Source organism: Moritella dasanensis ArB 0140, from assembly GCF_000276805.1.
GTDB classification, from domain to species: domain Bacteria; phylum Pseudomonadota; class Gammaproteobacteria; order Enterobacterales; family Moritellaceae; genus Moritella; species Moritella dasanensis.
In genome coordinates, this window is record NZ_AKXQ01000013.1 from 75,327 (window position 1) to 93,579 (window position 18,253).

At 40.8% G+C, this 18,253-nt stretch carries 16 protein-coding genes; 15 read left to right on the forward strand and 1 reads right to left on the reverse strand.

The annotated features are described in order from the left end of the window. Window positions 1-73: 73 nt before the first annotated feature. The 7 genes from dnaK to carB all read left to right on the forward strand — a co-directional run bounded on the left by dnaK (window position 74) and on the right by carB (window position 11,115). Entirely contained in the window at window positions 74-1,996 is a 1,923-nt protein-coding gene (gene dnaK / locus A923_RS0112475) for a molecular chaperone DnaK (RefSeq protein WP_017222010.1), read from the forward strand. A 95-nt stretch (window positions 1,997-2,091) separates the two neighbouring features. Next, a complete protein-coding gene (dnaJ, locus tag A923_RS0112480; protein ID WP_017222011.1) occupies window positions 2,092-3,219 on the forward strand; it encodes a molecular chaperone DnaJ in 1,128 nt (375 codons plus the stop codon). Window positions 3,220-3,469: 250 nt separating this feature from the next. After that, window positions 3,470-4,402, forward strand: a complete 933-nt coding sequence (locus A923_RS0112485; RefSeq protein WP_017222012.1) for an ROK family protein — start codon at window positions 3,470-3,472, stop codon at window positions 4,400-4,402. A gap of 158 nt (window positions 4,403-4,560) precedes the next feature. Continuing rightward, a complete protein-coding gene (locus A923_RS0112490; protein WP_017222013.1) occupies window positions 4,561-5,178 on the forward strand; it encodes a BamJ family beta-barrel-assembly machinery protein in 618 nt (205 codons plus the stop codon). Window positions 5,179-5,721: 543 nt separating this feature from the next. Beyond that, window positions 5,722-6,534 carry a 4-hydroxy-tetrahydrodipicolinate reductase gene (gene dapB / locus A923_RS0112495; protein WP_017222014.1) on the forward strand — a complete coding sequence of 271 codons (813 nt, stop codon included), beginning with the start codon at window positions 5,722-5,724 and terminating at the stop codon, window positions 6,532-6,534. A 188-nt stretch (window positions 6,535-6,722) separates the two neighbouring features. After that, window positions 6,723-7,868 carry a glutamine-hydrolyzing carbamoyl-phosphate synthase small subunit gene (carA, locus tag A923_RS0112500; protein ID WP_017222015.1) on the forward strand — a complete coding sequence of 382 codons (1,146 nt, stop codon included), beginning with the start codon at window positions 6,723-6,725 and terminating at the stop codon, window positions 7,866-7,868. A gap of 28 nt (window positions 7,869-7,896) precedes the next feature. Then, the gene (carB, locus tag A923_RS0112505) at window positions 7,897-11,115 is read left to right on the forward strand and encodes a carbamoyl-phosphate synthase large subunit (protein WP_017222016.1); all 3,219 of its coding nucleotides are present in this window, start codon (window positions 7,897-7,899) and stop codon (window positions 11,113-11,115) included. A 135-nt stretch (window positions 11,116-11,250) separates the two neighbouring features. Here carB and A923_RS0112510 read toward each other — a convergent pair whose 3' ends face one another. Next, the gene (locus A923_RS0112510) at window positions 11,251-11,472 is read right to left on the reverse strand and encodes a hypothetical protein (protein WP_017222017.1); all 222 of its coding nucleotides are present in this window, start codon (window positions 11,470-11,472) and stop codon (window positions 11,251-11,253) included. Window positions 11,473-11,696: 224 nt separating this feature from the next. On the opposite strand from A923_RS0112510, the gene A923_RS0112515 reads away from it, so the two are divergent. The 8 genes from A923_RS0112515 to A923_RS0112550 all read left to right on the forward strand — a co-directional run bounded on the left by A923_RS0112515 (window position 11,697) and on the right by A923_RS0112550 (window position 18,250). Then, window positions 11,697-12,221 carry a prepilin-type N-terminal cleavage/methylation domain-containing protein gene (locus A923_RS0112515; RefSeq protein ID WP_017222018.1) on the forward strand — a complete coding sequence of 175 codons (525 nt, stop codon included), beginning with the start codon at window positions 11,697-11,699 and terminating at the stop codon, window positions 12,219-12,221. Further along, window positions 12,208-12,846 carry a hypothetical protein gene (locus A923_RS0112520; protein ID WP_017222019.1) on the forward strand — a complete coding sequence of 213 codons (639 nt, stop codon included), beginning with the start codon at window positions 12,208-12,210 and terminating at the stop codon, window positions 12,844-12,846. Before A923_RS0112515 ends, A923_RS0112520 begins: the two co-directional genes overlap by 14 nt. After that, on the forward strand, window positions 12,846-13,313 hold the full coding sequence (locus A923_RS0112525; protein WP_017222020.1) for a hypothetical protein: 468 nt from the start codon (window positions 12,846-12,848) through the stop codon (window positions 13,311-13,313). Before A923_RS0112520 ends, A923_RS0112525 begins: the two co-directional genes overlap by 1 nt. Beyond that, window positions 13,314-13,751 carry a type IV pilus modification PilV family protein gene (locus A923_RS0112530; RefSeq protein ID WP_017222021.1) on the forward strand — a complete coding sequence of 146 codons (438 nt, stop codon included), beginning with the start codon at window positions 13,314-13,316 and terminating at the stop codon, window positions 13,749-13,751. It begins immediately after the preceding gene. Between the two features lie 150 nt (window positions 13,752-13,901). Continuing rightward, on the forward strand, window positions 13,902-15,116 hold the full coding sequence (gene sstT / locus A923_RS0112535) for a serine/threonine transporter SstT (protein ID WP_017222022.1): 1,215 nt from the start codon (window positions 13,902-13,904) through the stop codon (window positions 15,114-15,116). A gap of 261 nt (window positions 15,117-15,377) precedes the next feature. Next, window positions 15,378-16,388, forward strand: coding sequence for a low-specificity L-threonine aldolase (ltaE, locus tag A923_RS0112540; protein WP_017222023.1), 1,011 nt, complete (start codon window positions 15,378-15,380; stop codon window positions 16,386-16,388). A gap of 76 nt (window positions 16,389-16,464) precedes the next feature. After that, window positions 16,465-16,917: an acyl-CoA thioester hydrolase YciA gene (gene yciA, locus A923_RS0112545; protein WP_017222024.1), complete on the forward strand. Its 453-nt coding sequence runs from the start codon at window positions 16,465-16,467 to the stop codon at window positions 16,915-16,917. Between the two features lie 478 nt (window positions 16,918-17,395). Further along, the gene (locus A923_RS0112550; protein ID WP_017222025.1) at window positions 17,396-18,250 is read left to right on the forward strand and encodes a sigma-70 family RNA polymerase sigma factor; all 855 of its coding nucleotides are present in this window, start codon (window positions 17,396-17,398) and stop codon (window positions 18,248-18,250) included. Window positions 18,251-18,253: the final 3 nt, after the last annotated feature.

The following is an 18,253-nucleotide window of genomic DNA, read 5'->3' on the forward strand; positions in this document are numbered from 1 at the left end:
GAAATTGCTTTAACTGTCACCATTTATTCTGTATCAAATTTGTAAATGAAGTATTTATTGGAGAATTACGATTATGGGTAGAATCATTGGTATCGATTTAGGTACAACTAACTCTTGTGTATCAATCTTAGATGGCGGCACTGCTCGTATCATCGAGAATGCTGAAGGTGATCGTACTACTCCGTCAATCATCGCTTATAGCGCAGATGGTGAAACTTTAGTAGGTCAACCTGCAAAACGTCAAGCTGTAACGAACCCTGAAAACACGCTGTTTGCAATCAAGCGTATGATCGGCCGTCGTTTTGAAGATGAAGAAATCCAACGTGACATCAAAATCATGCCGTTCAAAATTGTTAAAGCTGACAATGGTGATGCATGGGTTGAAGCGAAAGGCCAAAAAATGGCTCCGCCACAAATTTCTGCTGAAGTTTTGAAAAAAATGAAAAAAACAGCAGAAGACTATTTAGGTGAAGCAGTAACTGAAGCGGTTATTACTGTACCTGCATACTTCAACGATTCACAACGCCAAGCAACGAAAGATGCTGGTCGTATCGCTGGTCTTGAAGTTAAACGTATTATCAACGAACCAACTGCTGCTGCATTCGCATATGGCGTAAACACAGCTAAAGGCGACAGCGTTGTTGCTGTATACGACCTTGGTGGTGGTACATTCGATATCTCTATCATCGAAATCGATGAAGTAGATGGCGAGAAGACGTTTGAAGTACTAGCAACTAACGGTGATACTCACCTAGGTGGCGAAGATTTCGATACACGTCTAATCAACTACCTAGTAGAAGAATTCAAAAAAGAACAAAGCTTCGACCTAACGAACGATCCGCTAGCAATGCAACGTCTTAAAGAAGCTGCAGAAAAAGCGAAAATCGAACTGTCTTCAGCACAACAAACAGATGTTAACTTACCTTACATCACTGCTGATGCATCAGGTCCTAAACATTTAAACATTAAAGTAACACGTGCGAAATTAGAATCTCTTGTAGAAGACCTAGTTAAAGCAACGATGGAACCATTACGTATTGCATTACAAGATGCAGACCTAGCTGTTGGCGATATCAACGATATCATCCTAGTTGGTGGTCAAACACGTATGCCTATGGTTCAAGCGGCTGTTACTGAATTCTTCGGTAAAGAAGCACGTAAAGACGTTAACCCTGATGAAGCTGTTGCAATGGGCGCGGCGATTCAAGGTGCGGTACTTTCTGGCGACAAAACAGACGTACTTCTTCTAGACGTTACACCTCTATCTCTAGGTATTGAGACTATGGGTGGTGTTATGACTAAGCTTATCGAGAAAAACACAACTATCCCGACTAAAGCGTCACAAACATTCTCAACAGCTGAAGATAACCAAGCTGCTGTAACTGTTCACGCAATCCAAGGCGAGCGTAAACGTGCTGCAGACAACAAATCACTAGGTCAATTCAACCTAGAAGGTATCCGTCCTGCACAACGTGGTATTCCACAAATCGAAGTTGCTTTCGATATTGATGCTGATGGTATCTTACACGTATCTGCTACTGATAAAGATACTGGTAAAGAACAAAAAATCACAATCCAAGCGTCTTCTGGTCTTTCTGATGAAGAAGTAGAAGCAATGGTACGTGATGCTGAAGCAAACTCTGCTGAAGATGCTAAATTTGAAGAGCTAGTACAAGCACGTAACCAAGCTGATGCAATGGTTCACGGTACGCGTAAGCAAATCGAAGAAGCTGGCGAAGCACTACCTGCTGATGAAAAAGAAAAAATTGAAGCTGCTATTGTTGAACTAGAAGCTGCAATTAAAGGCGAAGACAAAGAAGCGATTGAAGCAAAAACTCAAACGTTGATGGAAGCCGCTCAAAAACTAATGGAAATTGCTCAACAGCAAGCTGAAGCTCAACAAGCTGGCGCTAGCGCTGAACAGCCACAAGAAAAAGATGTGGCTGGTGATGTTGTTGATGCTGAGTTTGAAGAAGTAAAAGACGACAAAAAATAATAACGCCTAAGTTATTACTTTTTAAATAGCAAAGGCGTTGGTGCTTCACCAACGCCTTTCGTGTATCTAAATTATTTAATTTTAAGCTGATTATTATGTCAAAACGCGATTATTACGAAGTGCTAGGTGTATCACGCGACGCTAGCGAAAAAGATGTTAAAAAAGCCTATAAACGCCTAGCAATGAAATATCACCCGGATAGAACGAAGGGTGATAAAGCGATGGAAGAGCAATTTAAAGAAGTTAAAGAAGCTTATGAAGTGCTAAATGATGCACAGAAAAAAGCGGCTTATGACCAATATGGACATGCTGGTGTAAATCAACAAGGCGGACACGGTGGTCACGGTGACTTCGGCGATGTATTTGGTGATGTATTTGGTGACATCTTTGGCGGTGGCGGCGGCCGTGGTCGTCAACAACGTGCTGCACGTGGTAGTGATCTGCGTTATAACATGGAACTCACGCTTGAAGAAGCTGTTCGTGGCGTAAGCAAAACGATTCGTATCCCAAGCCAATGTCACTGTGAAGTGTGTAATGGTTCAGGTGCTAAATCAGGTACTAAAGCGGCAACTTGTAGCACTTGTCATGGCCAAGGCCAAGTGCAAATGCGTCAAGGTTTCTTTGCGGTAAACCAAGCATGCCCAACCTGTCATGGTAAAGGAAAAATTATTAAAGATCCTTGCCGTAAGTGTCATGGTGAAGGTCGTTACGAACGCAGCAAAGATCTAAAAGTAACAATTCCAGCAGGTGTTGATACTGGCGATCGTATCCGTCTTACGGGTGAAGGCGAAGCTGGCGATGTCGGTGCCGGTGCTGGTGATCTCTATGTGCAAGTATCAGTGCGTCAGCATGCGATCTTTGAACGTGATGGCAGCAATCTTTATTGTGAAGTGCCTATTAGCTTCACTTACGCAGCTGTTGGTGGCGAAATCGAAGTGCCGACTTTAGATGGTCGCGTTAAACTAAAAGTACCGGCTGAAACACAAACTGGTCGCATGTTCCGTTTACGCGGTAAAGGCGTTAAATCTGTACGCGGTGGCGCGGTTGGTGACCTATTGTGTAAAGTAACACTTGAAACGCCTGTTAAGTTAAACGCAGAGCAAAAAGATTTGTTACAACAGTTTGAATCATCGCTAAATAATGCGTCGGCAAAGAAACATAAGCCTAAATCAGAAGGCTTCTTTGACGGCGTTAAAAGCTTCTTTGATGACCTAACTAAATAATTAAATCATATTATTGATTTAGCTATTCTAAGCCGCGATTTAATCGCGGCTTTTTTTATATATCCTGTTTATTCCCGCCCGCTTCTTAATTAACCTAAATACCTCTTAATGGTAGTAAATTGTTGATGTGTGATTGATTACACAGATATAACTCAGCTCAATATCATTATATTTTGTAAACTATTACTATGCATATTTTATAAAATTATCATCAATTAGTTTACTGTTATTTAACGGTCATGGAGGTTAAATGTATTACGGTTTTGATATTGGCGGTACCAAGATTGAGTTTTCGGTATATAACACAGCGCTTGAATGTGTTTTCAATGAGCGGATCCCCGCACCTACCGAAGATTACGAAGAATTATTAGATGCACTCGATACCTTTATTTTTAACGCTGATAGACAGTTTGATTGTAAAGGCATGGTTGGCATTGGTTATCCTGGGGTGATGGACCCTGACTCGAATATGACGATTTGCCCAAACTTACCCAGTTTACATGGTCAAAACTTACAACTTGACTTACAAAAGCGTATTAGTCGTGATGTAAAAGTACAGAATGATGCCAATTGCTTTGCGTTGTCTGAATGTTTTAAAGGTGCAGCTCAAGACGCTGATATCGCTATCGCGGTGACCTTAGGCACTGGCTTAGGTGGTGCGATCTGCATTAATAAAACCATTTTGTCTGGACATAACTTTGGCGCCGGTGAATTTGGTCATATGGCTATCCCTGGGACGATGCTACAGCGTTATCCTGAGTTGCCGCTTACCCATTGTGGCTGTGGTGGTCATTCTTGTTTAGAGACGTACTGTTCTGGAACCGGGCTTGCTGCGTTATATAAACATTACAAGATCCATATCGATGGTTCATGCAACGAAGAACAAGCCCTCAAAGGCCCTGCTATTATTGCTGCATACACAGCGAATGAACCTGTTGCTATCAAAACAGTAACGGTATTTTTAGATATTCTAGCGGCAGCGTTAGGCAATCTGATTATGATCCTCGATCCTAATGTCGTGGTGTTCGGTGGCGGCTTGGCGCGCTTTGATGCCTTGTATTCGCAATTGCCTGAAAGAATAAAGGCTTATGTATTTGATAACATGAAATTGCCACAGTTGAAACAAGCTGCATTTGGTGGCGAAGGCGGTGTCCGTGGTGCGGCTCTGTTGAATTATAAATAACCGCTGGGATATTGAAATATGGGTGAACGCTAATTAACAGATAGTATTAACAGAGAAAATTTTTATTCTCTCCCTTGTTTTTATATAAATCGCCCATACCTAGTTATTTAAGCAACACAGTTACTGTGTTTATCATTAAGAATTATGGAAGTTTAATTATGTCTGAATTTGCAACAAGTGAACAAAAAGGTAGTTACGGTATTGGTCTTCAAATGGGCCAGCAACTTGCAGCTAACCCATTCGAAGGTCTAGACATTTCAGCTGTTCAAGCTGGTCTTGCAGATGCATTCGCTGGTGAAGAAAGCAAAGTTAGTAACGAAGATCTAAACCAAGCTTTTCAACTAATCCATGAAAAATTAGAAGCTGAAAAAGCTGAGAAATCAAAAATCTTCGCTGCTGAAGGTGAAAAATTCCTTATTGCAAACGCAGAACGTGAAGAAGTGACTATCACTGAATCTGGTCTACAGTACGAAGTTATCGCACTTGGTGACATCGATCAAAAACCTACTGCAGAATCAACTGTACGTGTTCATTACCATGGCACACTAACAGACGGTACTGTATTTGATAGCTCTGTTGAACGTGGTCAACCTGCTGAATTCCCAGTTGGCGGCGTTATCGCTGGTTGGACTGAAGCACTACAACTAATGAATGTTGGTGATAAATTCAAACTATCTATCCCACACACACTTGCTTATGGCGAACAGGGCGCAGGCGCTGCAATCGGTCCATTCCAAGCACTAGTATTTGAAGTAGAACTATTAGACATCATCTAATCAGTCCTATTACAGACTAGCGAAACGCCTTGTTCATAGCGATATGAGCAAGGCGTTTTTTTATGCCTAAAATATGCCTTTCTGTTAATTTACACAGGCATATCAGCCCTTACTTGTCGATTTACATAGTCATAAACGGTAGTATTGGCACTACTCAAAAAGTGATAAATTTGTGGTGCGGACTATTTAATTGCTGCTGAGTCATTATTATTTAGGTAAGATGATTTTTGATTTAGATCAAACTATGGGTAATGAGTAATGGCAACGTATAACGATTTTAACTGGAAGTACGCAGTAGTGTTTTTAATTGTATTCTTAACAATACCGACAATGCACCTATGGGCTGGCCTATTTGGTATTTTCGGTTAATGGCTGATACTCAGTATGATGAACCCGCATTCTAGCACTTAGAATAGCGGGTTTTTTTATACCCCATTTTTATGGTTAAGAAACGCAACTAGGCATTGTTGATGTGTTTCGAGGAGTGTTATCATCAAAGTACGCTAACTATTTGATTAATGAAAAACACAGGGAGAAGTCTAGATGGGACAAGCAGTAAGAATCGCGGTAATGGGTTGTAATGGTCGTATGGGTCGTACAATTTTAGAAGCTATTCAAGACAGTGATGGCGCAGCCGTTGTTGGTGCCGCAATCGAACGTCCTGAGTGTAACTTCCTCGGTGCAGACGTTGGCGAACTCGCTGGTTTAGGTTCTCTGGGTGTTAAAGTTGTCAGCAGTCTTGCAGAAGTGGTTAATGACTTTGACGTGATCGTTGATTTCACTGCTATTGAAGCAACCCTAAAACATATAGAATTTGCTGTCGCGAACGATAAAAAAATCGTTATCGGTACAACTGGTTTCAGTGATGAACAAAAACAGCTTATTCACGCCGCTGGTGAGTCGACTGGTGTGGTGTTTGCGCCAAACATGAGCGTTGGTGTTAATGTGATGTTTAAGTTGTTAGAAATGGCTGCTAAGGTGATGGGCGAGTACACAGATATCGAAATCATCGAAGGGCATCACCGCCATAAAGTAGACGCGCCATCTGGCACCGCTTTAGGTATGGGCGAAGTGATTGCTAATACGTTAGGTCGTGATTTGAAAAAAGTAGCTGTGTATGGTCGCGAAGGCTTTACCGGTGAACGCGAGCGCGAAACCATTGGTTTTTCTACTATTCGTGCTGGTGATTTAGTCGGTGAACATACCGCTATGTTTGCTGACATTGGCGAACGTATTGAAATTACGCATAAAGCATCAAGTCGTATGACATTTGCTAAAGGGGCGATACGCGCATCGGCTTGGGTATTTGCCGAAGAAAAAGGCTTATATACAATGCAAGATGTACTTGGTCTTTAATTAAAAATTCAAACGAAAATAAAACAGTTGCGTAACATTTATTTTTTCTGTATTATGCGCGGAATTTGCCAAAATTTAGTAATTCAGAGGTTGGTTTTTTAATCTCGAATTACTATGCTGTGTGACAGCCTGGGGTAAATAGTTGATTTATTTTATTATTTTTCTATCTATTTTTTTTGGAGGTTGTCTTGAGTAATATCGCCTTGTTGGTGTTGGAAGACGGAACAGTATTCCGTGGTGTGTCTATCGGTGCAGAAGGTCATTCGGTAGGTGAAGTGGTTTTTAATACTTCAATGACTGGTTATCAAGAAATATTAACCGATCCTTCCTATTCTCGCCAAATCGTTACTCTTACTTACCCACACATCGGAAACACCGGTACAAATGATGAAGATGCTGAATCTCCAGATGTTCATGCTTGTGGTCTAATCATTCGAGATCTTCCTTTAGTTACTTCTAACTTCCGTAATCAACAAACACTTACTGATTATTTAAAAGAACGTAATGTTGTTGGTATCGCTGATATCGATACGCGTAAACTGACACGTATCTTACGTGAAAAAGGTGCGCAAGCGGGTTGTATCATCGCTGGTGACAACTTAGATGAAACACACGCATTGGAACTTGCTAAAGCATTCCCTGGCCTTAAAGGCATGGATTTAGCAAAAGAAGTTACAGTGAAAGAAGCATACGAATGGAACCAAGGTAGCTGGACGTTAATGGGTGGTTTACCTGCAGACGCAACAGATTCACGTTTCCACGTCGTTGCTTATGATTATGGTGTTAAGCGTAACATCTTACGTATGTTAGTTGACCGTGGTTGCCGTATTACGGTTGTACCTGCGCAAACAACAGCGAAAGAAGTATTAGCGTTAAACCCTGATGGTATCTTCTTGTCAAACGGCCCTGGTGATCCACAACCGTGTGATTATGCAATCGCAGCAATTAAAGAAATTTTAGAAACAGATATTCCTGTATTTGGTATTTGTTTAGGTCACCAATTACTTGCATTAGCAAGTGGTGCTAAAACATTAAAAATGAAGTTCGGTCATCATGGTGCTAACCACCCTGTAAAAGACATGGAACGTGGCGTAGTAATGATTACGGCGCAGAACCATGGTTTCGCAGTTGATCAAACAACATTACCGGAAAATCTAGTAATGACGCATAAATCATTATTTGATGACTCTTTACAAGGTCTTCATCGTACAGATAAACCAGCATTTAGTTTCCAGGGTCACCCTGAAGCAAGTCCTGGTCCTCACGATGCAGCTCCACTTTTCAATCACTTTATTGAGTTGATGGAAAAGAGTATGGAAAAAAGCCAAGCCTAAGCCTGATACCTAGTAGAGAATTTGAACTATGCCAAAACGTACTGATATAAAAACTATTCTAATCTTGGGCGCAGGTCCAATCGTAATTGGTCAAGCGTGTGAGTTTGACTATTCCGGTGCTCAAGCTTGTAAAGCGCTTCGTGAAGAAGGCTACCGAGTTGTTCTAGTTAACTCAAACCCAGCTACAATTATGACTGACCCAGAAATGGCGGACGCGACTTACATCGAGCCGATCCATTGGGAAGTTGTACGTAACATCATCGAAAAAGAGCGTCCAGACGCGATTTTACCAACGATGGGTGGTCAAACAGCATTAAACTGCGCACTTGAGCTAGACAGCAAAGGTGTATTAGCAGAATTTGGTGTTGAACTGATTGGTGCTACTGCTGATGCAATCGACAAAGCGGAAGACCGTAGTCGTTTTGATAAAGCAATGAAAGCAATTGGCCTTGAAACGCCACGTGCAGGTATTGCACACACAATTGAAGAAGCAAAAGGCGTACTCGCTGAAGTTGGTTTCCCATGTATTATTCGTCCATCGTTCACTATGGGTGGCACGGGTGGCGGTATCGCTTACAACATGGAAGAGTTCATCGACATTTGTACGTTAGGCCTAGACCTTTCGCCAACAACAGAATTATTGATCGATGAATCACTAATCGGTTGGAAAGAGTACGAGACTGAAGTTGTACGTGATAAAAACGACAACTGCATCATCGTATGTACAATTGAAAACTTTGACCCTATGGGCATCCACACTGGTGACTCAATTACGGTTGCACCAGCACAAACATTAACGGATAAAGAATACCAAATCATGCGTAATGCATCGATGGCTGTTCTACGTGAAATTGGTGTTGAAACAGGTGGTTCAAACGTACAGTTTGGTATTAACCCTGAAGATGGCCGTATGGTTATCATCGAGATGAACCCACGTGTATCACGTTCATCAGCACTTGCATCTAAAGCAACGGGTTTCCCAATTGCTAAGATTGCTGCAAAACTTGCTGTAGGTTACACACTAGACGAATTATCAAATGACATTACTGGCGGCGCAACGCCAGCATCATTTGAACCAACACTAGATTACGTTGTTACTAAGCTGCCACGCTTTAACTTCGAAAAATTTGCTGGTGCTAACGACCGTCTAACGACACAGATGAAATCTGTTGGTGAAGTAATGGCAATTGGCCGTAACTTCCAAGAGTCACTGCAAAAAGCACTACGCGGTTTAGAAATTGGTAAAAACGGTTTAGACCCAGAAGTTAATCTAAACGATGATACTGCAGCTGCAACAATTCGTCATGAATTAATGGAAGCTGGCGCTGAGCGTATCTTCTATATTGCTGACGCATTCCGTAGCGGCATGACGTGTGATGAGATTTATGCAATTACCTGTGTTGACCATTGGTTCCTTGTACAAATTGAAGACCTCGTTAAAGCAGAAGAAAACGTAAGTAAAATCGGCCTATCTGGCTTAGATGAAACAACATTACGTCAACTTAAGCGTAAAGGTTTCTCTGATATACGTTTGTCTAAACTTGCTGGTGTAAGCGAAAACGAAGTACGTAAATTACGTCATCGTTTAGACATCTTACCGGTTTACAAGCGTGTTGATACTTGTGCTGCTGAGTTCTCAAGCGACACGGCTTACATGTACTCTACATACGATGAAGAGTGTGAAGCGAACCCAACTGATAATGATAAAATCATGATCATTGGTGGCGGTCCTAACCGTATTGGTCAAGGTATCGAATTCGATTACTGTTGTGTACACGCTGCATTAGCAATGCGTGAAGACGGCTACGAAACTATCATGGTTAACTGTAACCCTGAAACGGTTTCAACAGATTACGATACTTCAGATCGTCTATACTTCGAACCTATTACATTAGAAGATGTACTAGAAATCGTCCGTGTAGAAAAGCCTAAAGGCGTGATCGTGCAGTACGGTGGTCAAACTCCACTTAAACTAGCACGTGAATTAGAAGCAGCTGGCGTACCAATTATCGGTACTTCACCGGATGCGATTGACCGTTCAGAAGATCGTGAACGTTTCCAACAAGCTGTTGACCGTTTAGGTCTACTACAGCCTGACAACGCAACGGTAACTACAACTGAACAAGCGGTTATTTCTGCTGAAGGTATCGGTTATCCGTTAGTTGTTCGCCCATCATATGTACTTGGTGGCCGTGCAATGGAAATTGTATATGACGAAATCGATTTACGTCGTTACTTTAAAGAAGCGGTAAGTGTTTCTAACGAATCACCAGTACTACTTGACCGTTTCCTAGATAACGCTATCGAACTTGACGTTGACGCAATCTGTGACGGCAAAGATGTTGTTATTGGCGGCATCATGGAGCACATCGAACAAGCAGGTGTTCACTCAGGTGACTCAGGTTGTTCATTACCTCCTTATTCATTAAGCCCTGAAATTCTAGACGTTATGCGCGGCCAAGTACGTGCTTTAGCACTAGAATTAGGTGTTATTGGTCTAATGAATACGCAGTTCGCTGTTAAAGATAACGAAGTTTACTTAATTGAAGTTAACCCGCGTGCTGCACGTACTGTTCCTTTTGTTTCAAAAGCAACAGGTGTTCAACTTGCAAAAGTTGCTGCACGTGTAATGGCTGGCCAAACGTTAGTTGAACTTGGTTTCACTGAAGAAGTTATTCCACCATACTTCTCTGTTAAAGAAGTTGTATTACCATTCGGTAAGTTCCCAGGTTCAGACCCGTTACTAGGCCCTGAAATGCGTTCTACTGGTGAAGTAATGGGTGTGGGTGATACCTTCGCTGAAGCTTATGCTAAAGCACAGCTTGGTGCTTCTGCTGAAGTTGCTAAGAGCGGTCGTGCGCTTATCTCAGTACGTAACGGCGATAAAGCCCGCGCTGCTGAATTAGCAAAACAACTTATTGCACTTGGTTTTGAAATCGATGCGACTCACGGTACTGCTGTTGCACTAGGTGAAGAGGGTGTTAACCTTCGTCTAGTAAACAAGGTACATGAAGGTCGTCCTCATATTCTTGACCGTATCAAAAATGGCGAATATAGCTACATCATTAATACGACTGAAGGTCGTGTTGCGATTGAAGACTCTCGTCAACTACGTGCAGCAGCTTTACGTTATAAAGTTAACTACACAACAACAATGAATGCTGCATTTGCAACGTGCCAAGCGCACTCTGCTGATGACCGTGGTACAGTTCGTTCAATTCAAGAACTGCATACTCGTATTAAGTAAGCCTGTAAGCGATAACTCTTTACTGAGTTATCGCTTACTTACTCAGTATTTATAGTTAATAAAAAACCTCGTTGTTCTTGTTATATATAACAGAAGCAACGAGGTTTTTTTATAGCTGTAATTTGTGATGATTAACTACAGTTCAAATTCCAATTCAATAAAAGTACAACCCTTCACGCAGCTCACGCCGGATTTTGATGCATCATTTTTATTTTTTGGTGGTAACAATTTTAATGGTTGTTGGCATACCGGGCATAACACAGTTTTTCCAAGGCATACTTTTTTGATGGTATTACGTTGCTCATGAAATGAGTTTGAACTGCTTTTGTTAATCGCTGAAAAATCTAGTTTTGACATAATAACTCTTTATAACTCATTAATTGTGCGTGTTTTTTTCTATAATTACACCTGTTGTTTACTCATTTATGTCGCTTAGTTTCATCAAGACGAATAACAGTTCACTGTGGGCGTATTCAATAATTTGGGAACATATTACCTGTTTATTGGCATAAAAGTATCAGTGATTGCATTTTATTCTAGGGTTAGTGTTACTGGGCTTCAGATAAATTAAGCGAATGTGAATGTTACGCTGTAAATTAAAATCATCAGGTCTAACCTTAATTGAGTTACTTGTAACCTTGGCAATACTGACTATATTGATGGCGTTAAGCATCCCATCGTATAGTGACTACGTGCATAAAAATAAACTCAGTAACCTCACCAGGCAATTGGTTGAAGCGTTAACGATCACGAAACAATTAGCGATAGTTCGGGGGCAGCGGCATTATTTTAATATGCAGATTGATAATACCGCCATTAACACTTTTGAGTCATGTTGGGTTATCAGTCATATCGAGCATTGTGATTGCTTAACATCGCATGTCTTATGTCAGGCTCAATATGGTCAAGTTAGCGCCGCGATAACAGATATTGAACTCATTATTAATCGCACCAGTTTATCTTTCTCACCCTTATTCGGTGCAACCAATGGTGCGAGTTATCAGCTTTCCTTAGGTCGTTTTAGCACTAAGGTTATCGTCAGTACTCAGGGACGTATTCGAGTTTGTATGGTGCGTGGAGAGAGTGCGATATATGGCGACTGTTAAACCATTCCAATCAGTTCAATTAGTTTGGCCGAGCCGTTTTTACATGTGTGGGCATGGGTTAATTGAGCTGATGATGTCAATTTCATTAGCGGGCATTATTTTTACCGGTTCGAGTTATATTTACGCGGCACATGAGGTACAAAATATCCGCGCAGAGCAATATTATTTGGTGCAGCAAGAAGCGCAGAATATGCTGACTATTATGCAGCGAGAGTTAGGTCGTGCAGGTTATAAAAGCCATATTGCCGCAACGAACGCTTTTATCTATAGCGATGATGAAATTTATATTTTGAACGCGAGCAAGGATTGTATTGTGTATCGTTATGACCGTAATGAAGATGGTGTTTTTAATAATGAAAATTTTGGTTTTCGTTTGTATCTCGGTGGGCTACAGCAGCGCAAAGGCAGCGCGGTTAGCTGCGATGGTGGTTTAGGTTGGGAAATGATTTCGGATACTGCGAGTACCGACATTACCGAATTGCAATTCAGCGTGTTGCAACAACGTTATTCGCTACCGTATCGAATTAAGGGTGTCGTCAATATCGTGCTCAGTATTCGTCATCGTCAATTTGCCGATATTGAGCTTCACTTTTTTCGTAATAGTAGTGCGAGGGCTTTTCTATAATGGCACTTAAACAACCGACATTTTACGCTGTTCGAGGTTTCGCGATACTATCAATGACGCTCATTTTAGTCTTTATTACGATTAGCAGCAGTTTGGCTTTTGCGCATATTCAGCAACAACGTATTCAACGTAATCAACTCAATCTCAATTACCTGAAAGCTAAAATTACAGCAGCCAATAAATTAGACTTGTTTTATATCGTGCTCTACGATTCCCCAGCATTACTTACTTTGCTTCCGGCATGTACAAACTTAGCCTTAGATAATCATCAACGCGTTACGCCGAATGCAAGGATGCTGCAATATCGGTTGTCAGACGAGTTTTATTTATGCGCTGAAGAGGAAGCTGTTTTCAACATTACGGTAGCGATTACTTACAATGATACTGAGCAACTGGTCATGCAGCGTCAGCTTATGACGACTTCAGTGCCTTGGACTTGGCAACCAACCTCTTTATATGGTTTTTAAATGCACCTTAGACACTATACGTTACAGCAAGGCGGCTGTTTACTGGAGGTTATGATCTGTTTATTTATGCTGACCACCGCTATATTTGGTATTACCGGGTTGAAGTTAACTCAGGCTCAAATTGTATTACAGCAATCACAATATACAACAGCATGGGCACTCATGGAGTATAAGCTGAATGAGTTACGTTATTTGACCGATTCGATTAATGGGTTTACCTCTTTGAGTACAAATGTTGGCGGTAGCATGAGCGCGGGAAAGATTCAATATGATCAGCATCAGTTTAATTTAAGCTGGCAAGTAACATCGTTGACTGCGCTCACGACGTCAAGTTTGCTAAAGGAAGTCGAGATTAAGATTAATTGGCTGGATAAAACCAATGTTACGCAGATGATCAGCAGTAACACGACACTGAATCGGGATATTATTTCGAGATAAGAATGAAACGCAGTCGTGATGAGTCGTGATTTACATTAATTTGCGTATTTATGGTTGTTTTGTGAGGAATTGCTAAAATTTAATGTTATTTCTTCCATTAAATTTGGTATTATTCTGCCTTTATTGATGTTTATGGATATAGGGTGTGATATGGGAAGTAAAGTAGCAGGGCTTTTTCAACTGAGTTTGGTTAAACAAATCATCATTAGTATTGTTGCGGGTATAGTATTAGCCTATGCAGCGCCAAGTATTGCTATTGAAGCAAGTTTATTTGGTGGGTTATTTGTCAGTGCGCTGAAAGCGATCGCACCTTTATTAGTGTTTGTATTAGTGATCTCTGCAATTGCAAATCAAGCATCTAATACGAATGCTAATATACGTCCGATTGTGACCTTGTATTTATTAGGCACCTTTGCCGCGGCGATTGTTGCAGTAAGTTTAAGTTTTTTATTCCCAATACAATTGACGCTCGTGACCGAAGCCGCGACAAACTCAGCGCCAAGCGACATCACTGAAGTATTGCGTAATCTTATTTACAAGGTGGTCGATAACCCGGTGAATGCGATTGTGACGAGTAACTTTATTGGTGTGTTAACCTGGGGTATTGGTTTTGGTGCGGCATTAAAGCATTCATCACCAACAACGAAACAAGTGATCAAGGATGTTGCTGATGGCGTATCTAAGATTGTACACGTTGTTATTCGTTTTGCGCCGTTAGGTATCTTTGGTTTAGTATCATCAACATTTGCAACGGTTGGTTTCTCGGCAATGGTAAGTTATACCCATTTGCTTGCGGTATTGTTAACGTCAATGGCCGTGGTTGCCTTAGTGATTAACCCTATCATTTTGTTCGTGATGTCACGTCAAAATCCATATCCGTTAATTTTCCAGTGTTTACGTGAAAGTGGTATTACCGCCTTCTTCACACGTTCATCTGCGGCTAATATTCCAGTGAATATGGAACTGTGTAAGAAACTTAATTTACACAAAGACACTTACTCGGTTGCTATCCCGCTGGGCGCAACCATTAACATGGGCGGTGCTGCGATCACCATTACTGTGTTAACACTTGCAGCCGTTAATACTTTAGGTATTGCGGTTGATATACCAACGGCATTATTATTGAGCCTCATTGCCGCTATTTCAGCATGTGGCGCTTCTGGTGTAGCGGGTGGTTCGCTGTTGTTAATTCCATTGTCTTGTAGTTTATTTGGCATTGATAACGACATTGCAATGCAAGTTGTCGCAACTGGTTTCATCATCGGTGTGTTACAAGATTCAGCTGAAACAGCGCTAAACAGCTCAACGGATGTAGTCTTTACTGCTGCCGTGAGCCATGCATACGAAAGAAAGACTGACGTGTAAAATAAGCAACTCGTCTGATTTGTTTTAAATAACAGGTCATATAAGTTAAGTCATAGGCAGCCAGTTAGCAATAACTGGCTGCTTTTTTATGGGAACGTAACAATCAGTAACAAAATGCGAAATTAACCTGACACTTGTTACTCGGATGTTATACTCATTTCCAATTTGGAAAACCGAAATAATAATGACTTAAAACATTAATCATCGGTTTAATATCAGAAGATAGTTTTTTGTATAGATAACGGCAAAGGGAATAGATAAATGTTTGACTTTAGAAGTGATACTGTCACACAGCCAACCGCTGCAATGCGTAACGCGATGGCGACCGCCGTTGTGGGTGATGACGTTTATGGTGACGATCCGACAGTCAATAAACTGGAAGGAATGGCTGCCGAACGTTATGGATTTGATGCCGCTATCTTTTGTTCGTCAGGCACACAAGCTAACTTATTAGCTATCATGGCGCATTGCCAACGTGGTGATGAATATATTTGCGGTCAAAATGCCCATAATTACCGTTGGGAAGGCGGTGGTGCAGCGGTACTTGGTAGTGTGCAACCACAGCCAATTGCGAATGAAGCTGATGGTAGTATTTGTCTGCAAGCGATCCGTGACAATATTAAACCAGATGATGATCATCATGCAAAAACCAAGTTATTATCATTAGAAAATACCATTGGTGGTAAAGTCTTATCCCTTGAGTATCTCGCTCAAGCCCAGGCATTAGCGTTTGAACATGGCCTACGTATTCACCTTGATGGTGCGCGGGTGTTTAATGCTGCCGTTAAACTTAACGTCGATGCGAGCGAAATTACTCAGTATTTTGATTCTGCATCGATTTGTTTATCGAAAGGACTTGCTGCACCAGTTGGTTCATTATTACTTGGTTCAGAGTCGTTAATTCGCAGTGCCAGACGCTGGCGTAAAATGCTCGGCGGTGGTATGCGTCAAGCTGGTATTCTTGCGGCCGCGGGTATTCTAGCGCTCGATGTACAAGTTGAAAAATTGGCTATTGATCATGAAAATACACAGTACTTAGCGCAGCAATTACTGACGCTAGCTGAGTTCACTTTTGATTTGGAAAGTGTCCAAACCAATATGATCTTTACCCAATACACAGGTAAAGATGGCAAAGCATTAGCGGCATATTTACGTACCAAAGGTATTATTATTAGTGCGAGCAATGCGATCCGTTTTGTCGTTCATCAAGATATTACTGTCGACGCAATCGACTTATTAATTGCAGAAATTAAACATTTTCATTCGCTGTAAATATTAGCCTTATTTCTCGGTGAATAAGGCCAATATAAAATATAATTATAATAATAAAGATAATCTCGGAGTTATCATGTCAGATAAAACAACTGCTGTAACAGATAAGCAAAATGCGCAATCAGATAAGGCAAGAATACCAACGGGTAGCCTGATCTTACGTACTTTAGCAATGCCTGCTGATACCAACGCTAATGGCGATATTTTTGGTGGTTGGATCATGTCGCAAATGGATATCGCTGGTGGTATTTTAGCAAAAGAGATCGCACAGGGTAGGGTAGCTACTATTTCGGTAGATGGCATGACGTTCCATCAACCTGTCACAGTAGGTGACGTAGTCTGTTGTTATGGCTCATGTTCACGCATTGGTAATTCATCAATGACGATTAAGTTAGAGATCTGGGTTAAACCCGTGATCAATGCACCTAAATTTAACTTCCGTTATATCGTTACCGAAGCAACATTCACCTATGTTGCAATTGATGATGGTGGTAAATCACGTCGCATTGAACGCTCGTGTGAGGTATAAACGCTTTTTCTAACGCAAGCGATAGTGTTAATAATTTATCCGTTTAAATAAGGGATGAGCTATCACATATCTAACAAAATGTAGCGGGTACTATATTATTAGTCATATACCGCTACATTCTTTTCTTCATTCTATCTCTTCCGTCATTGCTTGCTAAGTATCTCAATATTGGTAATTATTTACTGTCTTTAGCGATTTTAAATTTTAAGTAAACTTATTAAAAGTAGAGGCTAAATAGATTTATCTGGTCTGACCTCGTTTGGTTTTATCTGTTTTCCTTACTAACCTAAGAATGTTGCTGTTTTTTTTAATATTTCGTTAAGAACACCTTTCCAAAATTGAATTCCCGACTAACCTTATTTCTACTGAATTATATTTTGATCAAAATTTGTTTCTAGTTAGTTTTATAGTTGTTGCTAGGTATGTTTAATTTGTAAGTGTGGTTTCGTGAGAGAGACTCGCTTAGGGAGATAGAAAAATGGAATTATCTAACGAGTCGAATGCACTAGACGTATACATGTATCAAGTAAACCGAAGCAGTAAGTTATTAACTAAAGAGGAGGAGTATGAAACGGCGGTGGCGTCGAACGAAGGCGATGAAAAAGCCAGACAGCGCATGATCCAATCTAATTTACGCTTAGTGATTAATATCGCTAAACGCTATCAACATACCTCCCTACCGCTCGTTGATATTATCCAAGAAGGGAATACCGGCTTGATTCATGCTGTTGAGAAATTTGATGCCACCAAAGGTTTTCGTTTCTCTACTTATGCTGTTTGGTGGATTAAGAATAATATAGAACGCTTTATTATGAACCAGTCGCGGACGATCCGTGTGCCAATCCATATTGGTAAAGTATATAAGCGCATTTTAAAAACGGCACGTGAACAAGAATTCGACTTGCAGTGTACTCATGATGTGATGGCATTGGCAGAATTTTTGGAAATGCAGTACGAACAAGTTAACGAAGTGTTATCCTATTATTTCAATGAGGCAAGTTTAGATAAAACAATTGTTACTGATCGTGATTCAAGTACGGCTTTGGTTGATATGTTAGAAGATAACTCTATTTGTAAACCAAACGACGAACTCGAAGATGCAGATACATTATGTTATTTGAATGAAGTATTAGGACATTTATCTGAACGTGATAGAAAAATCATTGAACTGAGATTCGGATTAGGTGAAGAAGATCCACTGACTCTGCATGTTATCGGCGAACGTCTATCGATGTCGAGAGAACGGATCCGCCAAATTATTAATTTAAGTCTACAGAAAATTCAGCCCGAGTTACTGCAAAATACAGTACAAAAACAAGATTATCTCAATTAAATA